Below are 14,817 nucleotides of genomic sequence, written 5' to 3'. Positions count from 1 at the left end.
GTAGGTCAAGCTACTAAGGGCGCGCGGCGGATGCCTTGGCGTCATGGGCCGAAGAAGGGCGTGGCAAGACTGCGATAAGCCTCGGGTAGCTGTCGAGCAAGCTTAGCCGGGGATTCCCGAATGGGGCAACCCATCCCGGGTAATGCCGGGATACGGTAGGCTGAACACATAGGCCTACACGAGGGTACCGGGGGAACTGAAACATCTTAGTACCCCGAGGAACAGAGACTATTCCCTGAGTAGCGGCGAGCGAAAGGGGAAAAGCCCAAACCAGGGGCGACTTAGTGGCCTGCAGGCCTATGCGCCCCTGGGGTTGCAAGACTCGGCTGCGGGTTCTGCAGAGCCCGCAAAGGAGTTACAAAACGCCTCCCTAGCCGAAGGAACCTGGAACGGACCACCATAGAGAGTGACAGTCTCGTAGGCGAAAGGGCAGGCGTCTCCTGCCGATGTTCTTGAGTACCACGGGACACGAGAAATCCTGTGGGAAGCCGGGGGGACCACCCTCCAAGGCTAAATACCCATGACGACCGATAGTGAACTAGTACCGTGAGGGAAAGGTGAAAAGCACCCCGGGAGGGGAGTGAAAGAGAACTGAAACCGCGTGCCTACAAGCAGTCGGAGTCCTTTCTCGGAAGGATGACGGCGTGCCTATTGAAGAATGAGCCGGCGAGTTAATCTGAGTAGCCAGGTTAAGCATGGGAACATGCGGAGCCACAGCGAAAGCAAGTCTGAACAGGGCGAAGCCCTTCGGGGCAGGTTGCTCGGATTAGACCCGAAACCTGGTGAGCTACCCATGGCCAGCGTGAAGCCCCGATAGTCTCGGGGTGGAGGCGCGAACCTTTTAGTGTTGCAAAACTACTGGATGAGCTGTGGGTAGAGGTGAAATGCCAAGCGAACCAGGAGATAGCTGGTTCTCCCCGAAATGCCTTTAGGGGCAGCCTCGGGGGATATGCTCTGGAGGTAGAGCACTGGATGGGCTAGGGGGCTAGACGCTTACCAAACCCAACCAAACTCCGAATGCCAGAGTACACACCCCGGGAGTGAGCCTGTGGGGGCTAAACTTCACAGACGAGAGGGAAACAACCCAGACCTCCAGCTAAGGTCCCCAAGCGCAGGCTAAGTGTTAAAGGATGTTGAATTGCCCAAACAGCCAGGATGTTGGCTTAGAAGCAGCCACCATTCAAAGAGTGCGTAATAGCTCACTGGTCGAGTGATTCAGCGCCGACAATGTAACGGGGCTTAAGCCTGCCACCGAAGCTGAGGCTCTCGCTCCGGCGAGAGGGTAGGGGAGCGTTCCGTCCGGCGGCGAAGCTCACGGTGCAAACCTGAGTGGAGCGGACGGAAGTGCGAATGCCGGCATAAGTAGCGCAACCCCGGTGAGAAACCGGGGCACCGTAAACCTAAGGTTTCCTACGGAAGGTTAATCCGCGTAGGGTTAGTCGGGCCTAAGCCGAGGGCGAAAGCCGTAGGCGATGGACAGCTGGTTAGTATTCCAGCACCACCGACGGAGCGTTTTAAGGCAAAGGGGTGACCCAGTAAGGTAGGTGGAGCGCGCCCACTGGACACGGCGCGTCCCTGACTCGTAGGCGTCCGGGGATAGGCAAATCCGTCCCCGGGTCAAGCGGAGGAGTCGGGGGAAGTAGAGACGTCAGTCAAAGCGACTCTGCTGAGCCTATGCTGGCAAGAAAAGCCTCGTTGCTAGCGCCGTCGGTGCCCGTACCGCAAACCGACACTGGTAGGTGGGGGTAAATGCCCCAAGGTGAGCGAGAGAACCCTCGTTAAGGAACTCGGCAAAATAACCCCGTAACTTCGGGATAAGGGGTGCCCCTGGAAGTGACCCACTTTTCAAGCTGAGGCAGCTTCTGGGGGCCGCAGAGAATTGGCCCAGGCGACTGTTTAACAAAAACACAGGTCTCTGCCAACCCGTAAGGGGAAGTATAGGGACTGACGCCTGCCCAGTGCTGGAAGGTTAAGGGGAGGGCTTTCAAAAGGCCCAAACCGAAGCCCCAGTGAACGGCGGCCGTAACTATAACGGTCCTAAGGTAGCGAAATTCCTTGTCGGGTAAGTTCCGACCCGCACGAATGGCGTAACGATCTGGGCGCTGTCTCGACGAGGGACTCGGTGAAATTGAAATACCCGTGAAGATGCGGGTTACCCGCGCCAGGACAAATAGACCCCGTGGAGCTTTACTGCAGCTTGGCACTGGAAGTGGGCTTGGGATGCGTAGGATAGGTGGGAGGCTGTGAACCCGGGCTTTCGGGCTCGGGGGAGCCAACGTTGAAATACCACTCTTTCCTGGTCTGCTTTCTAACCCCTGATCAAGCAGGGGGACAGTGCCTGGTGGGCAGTTTGACTGGGGCGGTCGCCTCCCAAAAAGTAACGGAGGCGTCCAAAGGTCCCCTCAGGGTGGATGGAAATCACCCAACGAGCGCATTGGTATAAGGGGGCTTGACTGCGAGGCCAACAAGCCGAGCAGGGACGAAAGTCGGGCAAAGTGATCCTACGGTACCACGTGGAAGGGCCGTGGCTTAACGGATAAAAGCTACCCCGGGGATAACAGGCTTATCTTGCCCAAGAGTTCACATCGACGGCAAGGTTTGGCACCTCGATGTCGGCTCATCGCATCCTGGGGCTGGAGTAGGTCCCAAGGGTTGGGCTGTTCGCCCATTAAAGCGGTACGTGAGCTGGGTTCAGAACGTCGTGAGACAGTTCGGTCTCTATCCGGCGTGGGCGCAGGAGGCTTGAGGGAAGCTGTCCCTAGTACGAGAGGACCGGGATGGACAGACCGCTGGTGTGCCGGTTGTTCCGCCAGGAGCACAGCCGGGTAGCCAAGTCTGGCAGGGATAAGCGCTGAAAGCATCTAAGTGCGAAGCCCCTCCCAAGATTAGGCCTCCCATCCTTCCTCGGAAGGAGTAAGACCGCGGGTAGACTACCCGCTGGATAGGCGGCAGGTGTAAGCACGGCAACGTGTTTAGCTGAGCCGTACTAATGGTCGAGGGCTTGACCTACATTAATACTTGTGCGCAAATACCGCCGCTTCCCTGTTCAGTAACATCGCGGGATGGAGCAGTGGCAGCTCGTCGGGCTCATAACCCGAAGGTCGGAGGTTCGAGTCCTCCTCCCGCTACCAACAAAACAACCGGTGGGGGTCAAGCCCCGGCTTGACTCTCGCCGTTGGGCGCCCTCTAACCAGGGCGCCCACGATAACCAAATATCTTGCGTCCTGGTGGCCAGAGCGAGGCGGCCCCACCCGTTCCCATCCCGAACACGGAAGTGAAACGCCTCAGCGCCGACGATACTTGGGGGGCAACCCCCTGGGAAAATAAGCCGCTGCCAGGGCGCTCTTCAAGCCCACCCACGTGGGCTTTCTTTTCCCCCAAGACCCAACCTTTTCACTTCCATAACCCTGTGCTAGAATTAGACAACGAGCGGTTCCTGACCGCCCCAAATCCAACAGGAGCGACAGTGGCTTGACAACCGATCCGTCATCACAACCCCCAACCGGTACCCCCGACTCCTTCCAGGACATGGCGACACTCCTCGAAAACGAATCCCTCCAGTACCGGACCCTCAGACGTGGCGACATAATCGAAGGAGTCGTCGTCGGCTCCGACCGGGACGGCATGGTGATCGACGTCGGTACCAAGTCCGAAGGCATCATCCCCAGCCACGAAATGCAGTCCGCTGGCCCCGACCCCGAAAAGTGGCCCGCCCTCGGCGAACACATACTCGTCTACGTCCTCCAACCCGAAACCCCCGAAGGACAGGTCCTCCTCTCCCTCGACCGCGCCCGCGGCGAAAAAGGCTGGCGCATACTCCAGCAACGCCACGACAACGGCGACAGCTTCGAAGTCCAGGTGAGCGGCTACAACAAAGGAGGACTCCTCGTCAACGTCGAGGGCGTCCACGCTTTCATACCCTACTCACAAGCCATAACCGCTCAACCCCCCGCCGAAGAAGAAGCCGAACAAAAAGGAACCGTCTCCTCCCTCATCGGCCAGACATTGCTCGTCAAAGTCATCGAAATCAACCGCGCCCGCAACCGCGTCATCCTCTCTGAGCGCGCCGCCATCCAGGACTGGCGCGCCCTCCAGAAAGACCGCCTCCTCGAAGAACTCCAGGACGGCGAGATCCGCCGGGGCAGGATAAGCAGCATACGCAGCTTCGGCGTCTTCGTCGACCTCGGCGGCGCCGACGGCCTCGCCCATCTCTCCGAACTCTCCTGGGAGCGCGACAAAGCCCCGGAAGAGCTCTTCAAAGTCGGCCAGGAAGTCGACGTCTACGTGATGAAGGTCGACCCGGAGTCGAAAAAGATCGCCCTCAGCATTCGCCGCGCCCAACCTCAACAGTGGGAGCAGATCGTCGATAAGTACAGGGTGGGGCAGGTAGTCACCGGGACGGTCACCAAACTCGTCACGTTCGGCGCCTTCGCCCGTATCGAAGGGCCGGTAGAAGGACTGATACACGTATCCGAACTCGTCAACCGGCGCATCACCCACCCGCGCGAGGTAGTCAAAGAGGGCGACATCGTCCCCCTGAAGATTGTCCGCGTCGAACGCGACCGTCAGCGGCTCGGGCTCAGCCTGCGCCAGGCGCGCGACGAGGCCGAGGAAATGGGCTTCGTCTTCGGCAAGAACGGCGAAGTCCTCGAAGTCCCTGAAGAGCTGGCGGCGGCGGCCATGGCGCAAGCAGGCCCCGCAGCGCCGGCTGTGACAGAGCCCGTCGCTGAAGCGCCGGAAGCGGCTGTAAGAGAGTCCGCGACGGAGACCGTCGAAGCAGTCGAAGAAGAGGTTGTCGCTGAGACCATCGAGGCCGTCGAAGAAGAGACGACGGTCGAAGCGCCGGAAGCGGCCGTGGAAGAGGCCGCGGCCGAGACCGTCGAGGAAGAGACGGCCGTTGCAGCGGCCGAGGCTGAAGAAGAGGTGGTCGCTGAGGCCGGGGAAGCTGTCGAAGAAGAAACCGCCGCGGGGGACGTCGAGGCCGTTGAAGAAGAGGTTGTGACCGACACCGTCGAGACCGTCGAAGAAGAGACAGTGACCGACACCGTCGAGACCGTTGAAGAAGAGGCCGCAGCCTGGACCACGGAGGCAGTCGGACAGGTAGAGGATACGGGAGAAGAAACGGCGAAGACGGAAGTCGCCGAGGCTGAGGCGGAGTACGAGACTGAGGCCGCCCCCGAGCCGGAGCAGACCGAAGACGGAACGGCCGAAGAGTCGTAAACGGAAGACCGCCGCCGGAACAAACGACGCCAGGGAGGGAAGCGAGACTTAGCTGATACCTGCCATAGAACCCTAGACTAGCCTCCAGTCGTGTGTTAACCTGAATGTAGAAAGCACTGGTGGATAGCGGTCATGGCAGATAGATTTGACAAGTTTACCGAACGGGCGCGCCGCGTTCTCACCCTCGCCCAGGAAGAGGCCCAGCGGTTTAACCACAATTACATTGGAACAGAGCACCTCCTCCTGGGCCTCGTTCGTGAAGGCGACGGCGTGGCCGCCAAAGTGCTCGCCAACCTCGGCGTCGAACTCAACAAGGTCCGCTCCGCCGTCGAATTCATCATCGGTCGCGGCGACCGGTCGTCTGTAGGCGAAATCGGCCTTACCCCTCGCGCCAAGAAAGTAATCGAACTCGCCGTCGACGAAGCGCGGCGGCTGAATCATCACTACATCGGTACAGAGCACCTGCTGCTCGGCCTCGTCCGCGAGGGCGAAGGCATCGCCGCCGGCGTTCTCGAAAGCCTCGGCGTCAACCTCGAACGCGTGCGCGCCGAGACGACGCGCATCCTCTCGCAGAGCATGCCCCAGGGCACGCACGCCGCCGCTCGCGCGCCGACACGGACGCCCACTGTCGACCAGCTCGGCATGGACCTCACGGCCGCGGCGCGCGCCGGCAAGCTCGATCCCGTGATCGGACGCAACCGCGAAATCCAGCGCGTCATCCAGATCCTGTCGCGGCGCACCAAGAACAACCCGGTCCTCATCGGTGAGCCGGGCGTGGGCAAGACAGCGATCGTCGAAGGCCTCGCCCACCGTATCGTCGCCGGCAACGTCCCCGAGACGCTGCAGGGCCGCCGCCTGCTCACCCTCGACATCGGCTCCCTCGTCGCCGGCACCAAATACCGCGGCGAGTTCGAGGAGCGGCTCAAGAAAGTCATCGAAGAGATAAAGAACGCGGGCAACTGCATCCTCTTCATCGACGAGATGCACATGCTTGTGGGCGCAGGCGCCGCCGAGGGCGCCGTCGACGCCGCCAACATCCTCAAGCCGTCGCTGGCCCGCGGGGAATTGCAGTGCGTCGGCGCCACCACCCTCGACGATTACCGCAAACACATCGAGCGCGACGCCGCTCTCGAGCGCCGCCTCCAGCCCGTGCTCGTCGAGGAGCCGTCCGTCGAAGAGACCATCGAGATACTGATGGGCATCAAAGAACGGTACGAGGACCACCACAAGCTGACAATCAGCGACGAGGCCGTCACTGCCGCCGCCCAGCTCGCATCCCGCTACGTCTCAGACCGCTTCCTGCCGGACAAGGCGATCGACCTCATCGACGAGGCCGCCTCCCGCGTCCGCATCACGCGCAGCGTCGCGCCGCCCACCCTCAGGGAGGCGATGCACGGGCTCGACAGCATACGGCGCGAGAAGGAGGCCGCCATATCCTCGCAGCAGTACGAATACGCCGCCGAGCTCCGCGACCGCGAGATGAAACTGCAACAGAAACTGGAAGAGATGGAGAAGGGCTGGGAGGATGAGCGCGAGCTCACCAAGCCCGTCGTCACCGAGGAGGACATTGCTGAAGTCGTCAGCATGTGGACGGGCATCCCCGTGGCCCGGATCGCCAGCGAGGAGTCCGCGCGCCTGCTGCGCATGGAGGAAGCCCTGCACGACCGCGTCGTCGGCCAGGACGAGGCGATCACCGCCGTGTCCAAGGCGGTCCGCCGCGCCCGCGCGGGCCTGAAAGACGCCCGCCGGCCCATCGGCGTGTTCATCTTCCTCGGGCCCACCGGCGTCGGCAAGACCCACCTCGCACGTGTGCTGTCCGACTTCATGTTCGGCAGCGAAGACGCCATGATCAAGCTCGACATGTCCGAGTTCATGGAGCGCCACACCGTGTCCCGGCTCGTGGGCGCCCCGCCCGGATACGTCGGCTACGAAGACGCCGGCCAGCTCACCGATACCGTCCGGCGCAAGTCTTACTGCCTCATCCTTCTGGACGAGATCGAGAAGGCCCACCCCGAAGTCTTCAACATGCTCCTCCAGATATTCGACGACGGCCACCTGACCGACGCCAAGGGACGCAAGGTCGACTTCCGCAACACGATTGTCATCATGACCAGCAACGTCGGCTCCGACCTCATCCGTCGCGAGACCACGATCGGCTTTTCGACCAAGACGGAAGAAGCCAAGACCGCCGAGCAGCGCTACGCCAAGATGCGGGAGAAGGTGCTCAACGAGCTCAAGAACACCTTCCGGCCCGAGTTCCTCAACCGCGTCGACGGGACGGTGGTCTTCCACGCCCTCTCCCGCGCTCACATCCGCGATATCGTGGACCTCATGCTGCGCGAAGTCGATGTCCAGCTCTCCTTCAAGGGGGTCACGCTGGAAGTGACCGAAGCCGCGAAGGAGTGGCTGGGCGAAAAGGGCTACGACGAGACCTTCGGCGCGCGGCCCCTCCGCCGCCTCATCCAGGACGAGGTCGAGGACAGGCTCTCCGAGGCCCTCCTCCAGGGGCAGTTCGGGCCCGGCGACAAGGTCGTCATCGATGTCGGCGACGACGGGCTAAACGTGCACGCCGTCTCGCAGCCTGCGCTCACCTGAACGTAAGCGGAACACCGCAAAAGGGCAGAGCCGAGAGACTCCGCCCTTTTCCTATGCGCCGCAACCTGCCTCGGGCACCGCGGCGTTGCACGACTCGACGTCGCACCCCGGTCGTTGCCGTTCCTTCCCGCCTCACGCTATCATACGTGAGCCGATCCGCTATCTGCGGGGCAACTCTCCCGGCCACATGAAAGGATGACCCGCGTGCCGGCCCGCCAGCAGCAAACCAGTCCGTCAGGGGCCACGGCAACAGCCGAAGCGCCGCAGACGAGCCGCGTGATGACCTGGCTCAGACGGTGGGTGTTCAATCCCTACTCCATCGCCCTGCTGTTGGTGCTCCTGCTCGCCGTTGGCCTGCGGGTATGGTGGATCAGCTACGTCGACGTCGACCCGGAGGACGGCCGGCTCGACGATACCCTCTTCTACGACCGCGCCGCCGACGCGCTCGCCGAAGGCCGGGGCTACGTCCACCTTCACGGCTACCCCACAGCGCAGTGGCCGCCCGGCTATCCGTTCATCCTCGCCGGCATCTATAAAGCGTTCGGCCACACCGTCTTCGGCGCCAAGATGCTGAACGTGTTCGCCGGCGCTGCGACGTGCCTGCTCATATACGCGCTCGGCGCGCGACTCTTGAATCGAAAGGCGGGGCTGCTCGGCGCGCTCATCTTCGCGCTCTTCCCTTCCGCTGTCCAGTTCACCGCCCTCGTCGCAACCGAAAGCATCTTCCCCGTCATCATGTTGCTCCTCATTCTGCTGGCCATCAGCTTCGGACGGCAGCAGAATGTCTCGCCCCTCAAGCTGCTCGCCCTTGGCGCTCTCGCGGGCTTGGCCAGCCTCGTCCGCTCGGAGGCGCCCGTCCTCCTGGCGATGATATTCATAGCGTGGATCGCCACCCGCTTTTCCTGGCGACGCTTCTTCGGGCACGGCGCTCTCATGGCCGTCGGCGCCGTCGCCGTGATCGCTCCCTGGACGGTGAGGAATGCCCTCGTGATGGACGCCTTCATTCCCATATCGAGCGGCGCGGGACACACCTTCCTCACCGGTCATCGCGAGGACCCCTATGACCCTCTGGCAATCTTTCCCGAAGCGAAGCTCCAGGAGAAGTACAATTACCTGCCGCCCCCTGAGCGCGAAGTAAAGGTCGAGCGCGAGGCGATGAAAGAGGGCCTCGAATACATGTGGGGCCACCCGACCGAGGAGCTGCAGCACCTGGGGGAGAAGTTCCGACAATTCTACACCGACGACTCCGACGCCCTTCGCTGGATCAACGGAAAGCCTGAACCGCTCCCTCTTCCCCCCGACGAATACAATAACTGGCGCATCATAACCGACCGCTACTACTACGCAGTCCTGGCCCTGTTCGTGATCAGCATCCCCTTCTGGATATCCTTCCGAGACTACAACCGTCTGCTGGTGGTGCTCGTCATTGTCGGCTGGAACGCGGCCCACCTCATCTTCTTCCCCGGGCCGCGCTATCACGCCCCCCTCGTCCCTCTGTTCTCGCTCTTCGCGGCGTACCTGCTGGTGCTGACGCTGCAGGGCCTGTTCAGGCTTTTGCGCCCGGTGGGCCGGAAGCCCGCTCTCGCCTTGCAGCGCCTGTTCGAGCGTCTGCGCTTGACGCGGCGGACGGAGGCCGCTGGGTAGAGCATGTCGCAGCCTGTCTTGCGGCCGGCGGCCTCTCGTGTCTCGGCCCTGTCCGCCCGAAAGCGGGCCTTCGCCGACGCGCTCCTCGACCTCCTGTCGTCCCGACAGGCGCTGCTTCTGGCAGGCGTCTTTGCCCTCGCCTTCCTCGTCCGCCTGGTCTTCATCGTGCTCGTCGACCCCGACCCGCAGGCCGGCATCCCCGACGACAGCCTGTTCTACGACAGCACCGCCTCCTGGCTGGCGGAAGGCAGGGGCTACATTCACCTGCACGGCGAGCCGACTGCCCACTGGCCCCCCGGCTACTCCATGATCCTCGCTGTCATCTACAAGCTCTTGGGGCACCACGTTTTCCTGGGGAAGATGCTGAACGTCTTCGCCGGCGCCGCCACCTCCATCGCGGTCTACTTCCTCGGCGCGAAGGTGTTCGACCGGCGAGTGGGCCTCCTCGGCGCCCTTCTGTTGGCGTTCTTCCCGAGCCAGGTCTTCGGCGCCACCCTGCTGATGACGGAAGTCATCTGGGGGCTGGCCGTCACGCTTCTCCTGCTGCTGGTCATAGGGCTCACCATCGAGAGGCCCACCCTCGGGCGCGTTGCCTTGACCGGCCTCGTCATCGGCATTCTATCGATGATCAGGGGGGAGACCGTCCTCCTCGCGTTGGCCTTGGTCCCGGTGTGGGCCGTCGCGCAGGAATCTTGGCCGGCCGGCCTGCGCTTCGGCGCCGTCGCCCTCGCCGCCACCGGCGTCGCGCTCCTGCCCTGGACGGTGCGGAACTGGGTGCAACTGGGTTATCCTATCGTTGTCTCCGCCGGTTCCGCCGAGAACCTCATCGCCGGCCACTGGGAAGGGGCCGACGGCCTGGGGAACTTCGTCCCCGTGATCGCCGTCCAGAAGGAGTACGAGGACGTTAGGCCGCCGGAACGGGAGGTAAAGGTGTACCGCGAGCAGACCCGTCGCGCCATCGAGTACGCATTAAATCATCCCGCCGACGAGTTAAGGCTGATACCGCAGAAGCTCTTCCACTTCTACCGCGACGACAGCCGTCCTCTCCTCTGGATACAGGCGAAGGGCGATCTGCTGAGCGCGGCGTCGGAGGCCCGCCTGCGCGATCTCGCGAACACATACTATCTCGCCGTGCTGGCCGCCGCCGTCGCGGGCGCTCCCCTGTGGTTGCGCCGCGTCGACCCCAAACGCCTGCTTCTTATCATGCTCGTCGCGTACTACTCGTTCCTCTTCGGATTCGTGTTCATCGGCGAGCCGCGGTTCCACTCCGCCCTGATACCGGTGTTTTGCATTCTTGCCGCTGTCTTCTTCGTCCGCGCCGGTGAGCGCGTGTGGGACCGGCTGAAGAGCGGATCGAAAACGGGGCCTGGCGGCGCCGGCGAAAGCGGGGCGGACTGATGCGGCGCATCGACAAGCGCCTGATGGCGAAGCTGGCCCAGGAGCACGGCCACGACGATACCCCCATCGTCTACCACGACCGCCGGTGGCTGGTGCGCGAGCTCTTCTGGCGCAGCCATGACAGCCTGCTCTCCCTTTCGCGCCCTCCCGCCAGACGCCGCGTCCTCGATTTCGGCGGCGGCAACGGCGTCCTCCTGCCCACGCTGGCGCCCCGCTTCGACGAGGTCGTCTGCGTGGACCTTCACGCCCGCATGGCGCGGGAGGTCGTCCGGCTGTTCGAGCTGCCGAACGTAAACATCATGGAAGGCGACATCTTCCAGTTAAAGCTGCCGGACGGCCACTTCGATACGATTGTCGCCGCATCGGTGCTGGAGCATATCCGGGACCTGCCGCCGCTTGCCGCTGAGATCGCCCGCCTGCTCGCGCCCGGCGGCGAGCTCCTTGTGAACGTGCCCTCCGAGAACCGTTTCTACGAGCTGGGGCGCCGCGTCTTCCGCTACACCAAGCCGCCCGACCATTACCACGACGCCGGCTACGTGACCGACACGCTCCGCTCCCACCTCCGTCTCGACAAGAAGCGCCACTTTCCCGTCAATCTCGCGCCCCTCTCCGTCTTCTGTCTCCTGCGCTTCATCAGATAAGATACGCTGAGAGGTTGACCATGGACGCCGGAGCGAAGGGTCTCATCATAGTCCCCGCCTATAATGAAGAGGCCTGTCTGCCCGCGACCCTCGCCGGGCTCTGCGAGGTGCGCGAGCGGTTCGACGTCGTTGTCATCAACGACGGCTCCACCGACCGCACCGGCGACATCGCCCGCAGCGCGGGCTGCCGCGTCCTCGACCTCTGCTTCAATCAGGGCATCGGCGGCGCGATGCAGACCGGCTTCCGCTATGCGCTGCAAGAGGGGTACCCGGTGGCCGTGCAGTTCGACAGCGACGGCCAGTTCCCGCCCGACCAGATCGATGCGCTGGCCGGACTCGTCCTCGAAGACGGCTGGGATATGGTCATCGGGTCGCGCTACCTGCAGGCGACGGGCTACGAGGGGGGCAAAGCGCGACGGCTGGGCAACCTCATCCTCTCCCGCCTCTGCACCATTCTTAGCGGCCACAAGATCACCGACAGCACGTCCGGCTTTCGCGCCTACGGCCGCCGCGCCCTCGAACTGCTCGCCCGTTACTACCCGCCTGATTACCCGGAGCCGGAGGCCATCGTCTTCCTCGCGCGGCAGGGACTGCGGATGCGCGAGGTGCCCGTCATCATGCGGCAGCGTCAGGCGGGCTCGTCGTCAATCGGCGGGTTCCAGCCGCTCTACTACATGGTCAAGGTCAGCCTCGCCCTGATAACGAATGCCCTCAAAGAGCAACCCGGTCTTACGGGCGGAAGGAGAGAGGGGTCATGAGACCGATAAGCATCTTCGTGATTCTGGTCGCCGCTTTGATAGCGGTGGTCGTGGTCTTCTACATCCGGAAGTGGCGGCTGCGCGAAGAGTATTCGCTGCTGTGGCTGCTGCTTGCGGCGGCGATGCTCGTCCTTGCCTCCTTCGAGGGGATTACCGTGTGGATCGCCGACCGTCTCGATGTCTCCTACGCTCCCTCGATCCTCTTCTTCATCGGCCTGGCGTTCGTAGCGACGATGCTCTTCCACTATTCGCTGGAGATATCGCGGCTGTCCGATCAGAGCCGCCGCCTGGCGCAGGAGCTGAGCCTTCTGCGGTCGAGGCTGGAGCAGGAGCCGCCGCGCCCGGGCCTGACCGAAGCGGCCGACAACACGGGCGAGGGTTCCACCTAGCGGCGCCCAGGACGGGGCGGATTACGACGCGGGGTCGACCGTGGCGGGGCTGCCTCGAGCGGCGGGCTCGCCGGCAGACCCCGCCGCATCGCCTGCCAGCACGGCTTGCAGCGAAGCGATCGCCACCTCCACCTGCGCGCTGTCGGGGTCGCGCGTCGTCAGCGATTGCAGGGCGATGCCGGGACTGAACAGCCAGCGCACCACCCGAAAACGCCAGAACGCCGCCGAGAAACGGATGATCTCGTAGCTGACGGCGGCTATCACCGGTATCAGCACTACCCGCGAGGTAATCCGCCACCACCACGTCGGCATCCCCAGGAAGACGAAGACGACGAGCGATACCACCGCCACCGTCAGCAGGAAGCCCGTGCCGCAACGCGTGTGCGCATTGCCGAACCGCATCACCGAGTCCACCTCGAGGGGCGCGCCCGCCTCCCAGGCGTTTATCGTCCGGTGCTCCGCGCCGTGATAAGCGAACACGCGCCTGATGTCGGGCAGGAAGCCGATGAGCCAGATGTACGCCAGCAGCAGCAACAACCGCAGCACACCCTCGATGAAGACGACGAGCGTCGCGTTCCCGAGCTGCGATTCGAGCCAGCCCGTCAGCAGCACCGGCCCGACGAAGAAGACGGCGGTGGCAAGCGCCAGCGCCACGCCGATGACGCCCCAGATGTAGGCCTTGCTCGGCTCCTCCTCTTCCTCCACCCCCGCCGCCACCTCCGTCGAGAAGACGAGGGCGCGCATCCCCAGCGTCAGCGTCTCCCAGAGGACGATCGTCCCCCGCACCAGGGGCACGCTCCGCAGGCGTCCCACGTAGAGCCCCGTCAGCGGCTCCGATTTGACCCTGATGCCGCCTCCCGGCTCGCGCACGGCGATCGCCATGTGACGGGCGCCGCGCATCATCACCCCTTCGATGACGGCCTGGCCCCCGTAGTGCGGCAGCGAGGCGCCCCCGCGCGGAGGCTGCGCCTCGCCGGCGGCCCGTCCGGTGCCGGCGTCTGCGTTGGAGCCGCTGTCCGTCTGTCCCATGCCCTGCATTCTAATCGATCGGCGGCGCTACATAAAAAGAACAGGGGTGAGTCATGCTCACCCCTGCTGTCGACTTGCGCCGGCTACTTGATTCCGTAGCGTCGCTTGAAGCGCTCGACCCGTCCCGCGGTGTCCACTATCCGCTGCTCGCCCGTGAAGAACGGATGGCAGCGGCTGCACACCTCCACCCGCAGGTCCTTCTTCGTTGAGCGGGTGGTGAAGGTGTTGCCGCAGGCGCAGTGCACCGTCGCCTCCACGTACTCCGGGTGTATTCCCTTCTTCATGAGTTCTGTTCCTGTTCGGCGTAGACGCTGACCTGCTTGCGGCCGCCCTTCGCGTACGGCTCGAACTTTACCCTGCCCTGGATGAGCGAGTAGATGGTGAAGTCCCTGCCCAGCCCCACGTTGCGGCCGGGGTGAAAACGGGTCCCGCGCTGCCTGATGATTATCGTGCCGGGAAGGACGACCTCGCCGTCGTACCGCTTCAGACCGAGGCGCTGGCCCTGGCTGTCGCGGTTGTTGCGAGAGCTTCCCATTCCTTTCTTGTGTGCCATTTCAACTTACCTCTATGCTTCCGCCGCCGGCTCCGCTTTCGCCTCCGTTTTGGCCCTGCGGGCGCGCGGCCGTGAAGCCTTCTTTTCTGCCGTCTGAGCGTCGGCGGGCAGTATCTCCTTTATCGCTAGGCGAGTGTACCCCTGGCGGTGGCCCGTCTTCCGCCGGTAGCGCGTCTTCGCCTTGTACTTGAAGACGGTCACTTTGGGGCCGCGGCCGTGCGAGACGACCTCGGCGATGACCTTAGCGCCCGTGGTGGCCTGCTCCCCTACGCCGACCCGACCGTCGTCGTTCAGCAGGAGCACGCCAAACTCCACCGTCTCGCCTTCGGCTGCCGGCAGCCGCTCGACGTCGATGACGCTGCCCTGCTCCACGCGGTACTGCTTGCCGCCGCTACGGATTATGGCGTAAATCGTTCTTCTCCCTCGATTCAGACGTACTCAAATAGTCTATCGTCGTCGGCGGAACCTGTCAAACGAGCCGGAGCCTGATCGCTGTCCCTCAGCCGGGCCGAACGCGCCTGCTGGCCCGAGTGCGCCGCTCAACGAGATAGGCCCGGGTGGGGCCTATCGTGCGTGGCGTCGCGAAAGCG

At 63.6% G+C, this 14,817-nt stretch carries 11 protein-coding genes, 1 tRNA gene and 2 rRNA genes; 10 read left to right on the top strand and 4 right to left on the bottom strand.

Annotated elements, in window-relative coordinates; genetic code table 11:
- Nucleotides 1-3: 3 nt before the first annotated feature.
- From QME71_01430 to QME71_01385, 10 genes are all read left to right on the top strand, one after another.
- A 23S ribosomal RNA gene (locus QME71_01430) occupies nucleotides 4-3,009 on the top strand.
- Nucleotides 3,010-3,056: 47 nt separating this feature from the next.
- A tRNA-Met gene (locus QME71_01425) sits at nucleotides 3,057-3,131 on the top strand.
- A gap of 92 nt (nucleotides 3,132-3,223) precedes the next feature.
- Nucleotides 3,224-3,340: ribosomal RNA gene (rrf, locus tag QME71_01420) — 5S ribosomal RNA — on the top strand.
- Nucleotides 3,341-3,471: 131 nt separating this feature from the next.
- Nucleotides 3,472-5,220 (top strand): S1 RNA-binding domain-containing protein, encoded by a 1,749-nt coding sequence (locus QME71_01415; GenBank protein MDI6856966.1) that lies wholly within the window; start codon nucleotides 3,472-3,474, stop codon nucleotides 5,218-5,220.
- A 132-nt stretch (nucleotides 5,221-5,352) separates the two neighbouring features.
- Entirely contained in the window at nucleotides 5,353-7,815 is a 2,463-nt protein-coding gene (locus tag QME71_01410) for an ATP-dependent Clp protease ATP-binding subunit (protein MDI6856965.1), read from the top strand.
- 279 nt (nucleotides 7,816-8,094) lie between these two features.
- A complete protein-coding gene (locus tag QME71_01405) occupies nucleotides 8,095-9,459 on the top strand; it encodes a glycosyltransferase family 39 protein (GenBank protein MDI6856964.1) in 1,365 nt (454 codons plus the stop codon).
- 3 nt (nucleotides 9,460-9,462) lie between these two features.
- Nucleotides 9,463-10,857, top strand: coding sequence for a glycosyltransferase family 39 protein (locus tag QME71_01400; GenBank protein MDI6856963.1), 1,395 nt, complete (start codon nucleotides 9,463-9,465; stop codon nucleotides 10,855-10,857).
- A complete protein-coding gene (locus QME71_01395; protein ID MDI6856962.1) occupies nucleotides 10,791-11,498 on the top strand; it encodes a class I SAM-dependent methyltransferase in 708 nt (235 codons plus the stop codon). Before QME71_01400 ends, QME71_01395 begins: the two co-directional genes overlap by 67 nt.
- A 20-nt stretch (nucleotides 11,499-11,518) precedes the next feature.
- Nucleotides 11,519-12,256 carry a glycosyltransferase family 2 protein gene (locus QME71_01390; GenBank protein MDI6856961.1) on the top strand — a complete coding sequence of 246 codons (738 nt, stop codon included), beginning with the start codon at nucleotides 11,519-11,521 and terminating at the stop codon, nucleotides 12,254-12,256.
- Nucleotides 12,253-12,645, top strand: a complete 393-nt coding sequence (locus QME71_01385; protein MDI6856960.1) for a DUF2304 domain-containing protein — start codon at nucleotides 12,253-12,255, stop codon at nucleotides 12,643-12,645. Before QME71_01390 ends, QME71_01385 begins: the two co-directional genes overlap by 4 nt.
- A 21-nt stretch (nucleotides 12,646-12,666) precedes the next feature.
- Here the strand turns inward: QME71_01385 and QME71_01380 are convergent, their stop codons facing one another.
- The 4 genes from QME71_01380 to rplU all read right to left on the bottom strand — a co-directional run bounded on the left by QME71_01380 (nucleotide 12,667) and on the right by rplU (nucleotide 14,638).
- Nucleotides 12,667-13,674 carry a DUF1385 domain-containing protein gene (locus tag QME71_01380; GenBank protein ID MDI6856959.1) on the bottom strand — a complete coding sequence of 336 codons (1,008 nt, stop codon included), beginning with the start codon at nucleotides 13,672-13,674 and terminating at the stop codon, nucleotides 12,667-12,669.
- 83 nt (nucleotides 13,675-13,757) lie between these two features.
- Nucleotides 13,758-13,958 carry a 50S ribosomal protein L31 gene (rpmE, locus tag QME71_01375; protein MDI6856958.1) on the bottom strand — a complete coding sequence of 67 codons (201 nt, stop codon included), beginning with the start codon at nucleotides 13,956-13,958 and terminating at the stop codon, nucleotides 13,758-13,760.
- A complete protein-coding gene (rpmA, locus tag QME71_01370) occupies nucleotides 13,955-14,227 on the bottom strand; it encodes a 50S ribosomal protein L27 (protein MDI6856957.1) in 273 nt (90 codons plus the stop codon). Before rpmA ends, rpmE begins: the two co-directional genes overlap by 4 nt.
- Before the next feature lie 12 nt (nucleotides 14,228-14,239).
- Entirely contained in the window at nucleotides 14,240-14,638 is a 399-nt protein-coding gene (rplU, locus tag QME71_01365; protein MDI6856956.1) for a 50S ribosomal protein L21, read from the bottom strand.
- Nucleotides 14,639-14,817 lie beyond the last annotated feature (179 nt).

The sequence above is a fragment of the Dehalococcoidia bacterium genome (genome assembly GCA_030018455.1).
In the GTDB taxonomy this organism is placed as follows: Bacteria; Chloroflexota; Dehalococcoidia; order DSTF01; family JALHUB01; genus JASEFU01.
Note: the sequence above shows the minus strand (reverse complement) of the source record. Positions and strands in the feature narration are given on the sequence as shown.

Bases quoted from the DNA above. Each gene is read 5' to 3' on its own strand.
- QME71_01400 (MDI6856963.1), top strand. From the start codon at position 9,463: ATGTCGCAGCCTGTCTTGCGGCCGGCGGCCTCTCGTGTCTCGGCCCTG.
- QME71_01390 (MDI6856961.1), top strand. From the start codon at position 11,519: ATGGACGCCGGAGCGAAGGGTCTCATCATAGTCCCCGCCTATAATGAA.
- rpmA (MDI6856957.1), bottom strand. From the start codon at position 14,227: ATGGCACACAAGAAAGGAATGGGAAGCTCTCGCAACAACCGCGACAGC.
- QME71_01405 (MDI6856964.1), top strand. From the start codon at position 8,095: ATGACCTGGCTCAGACGGTGGGTGTTCAATCCCTACTCCATCGCCCTG.
- QME71_01385 (MDI6856960.1), top strand. From the start codon at position 12,253: ATGAGACCGATAAGCATCTTCGTGATTCTGGTCGCCGCTTTGATAGCG.
- QME71_01380 (MDI6856959.1), bottom strand. From the start codon at position 13,674: ATGGGACAGACGGACAGCGGCTCCAACGCAGACGCCGGCACCGGACGG.
- QME71_01410 (MDI6856965.1), top strand. From the start codon at position 5,353: ATGGCAGATAGATTTGACAAGTTTACCGAACGGGCGCGCCGCGTTCTC.
- rpmE (MDI6856958.1), bottom strand. From the start codon at position 13,958: ATGAAGAAGGGAATACACCCGGAGTACGTGGAGGCGACGGTGCACTGC.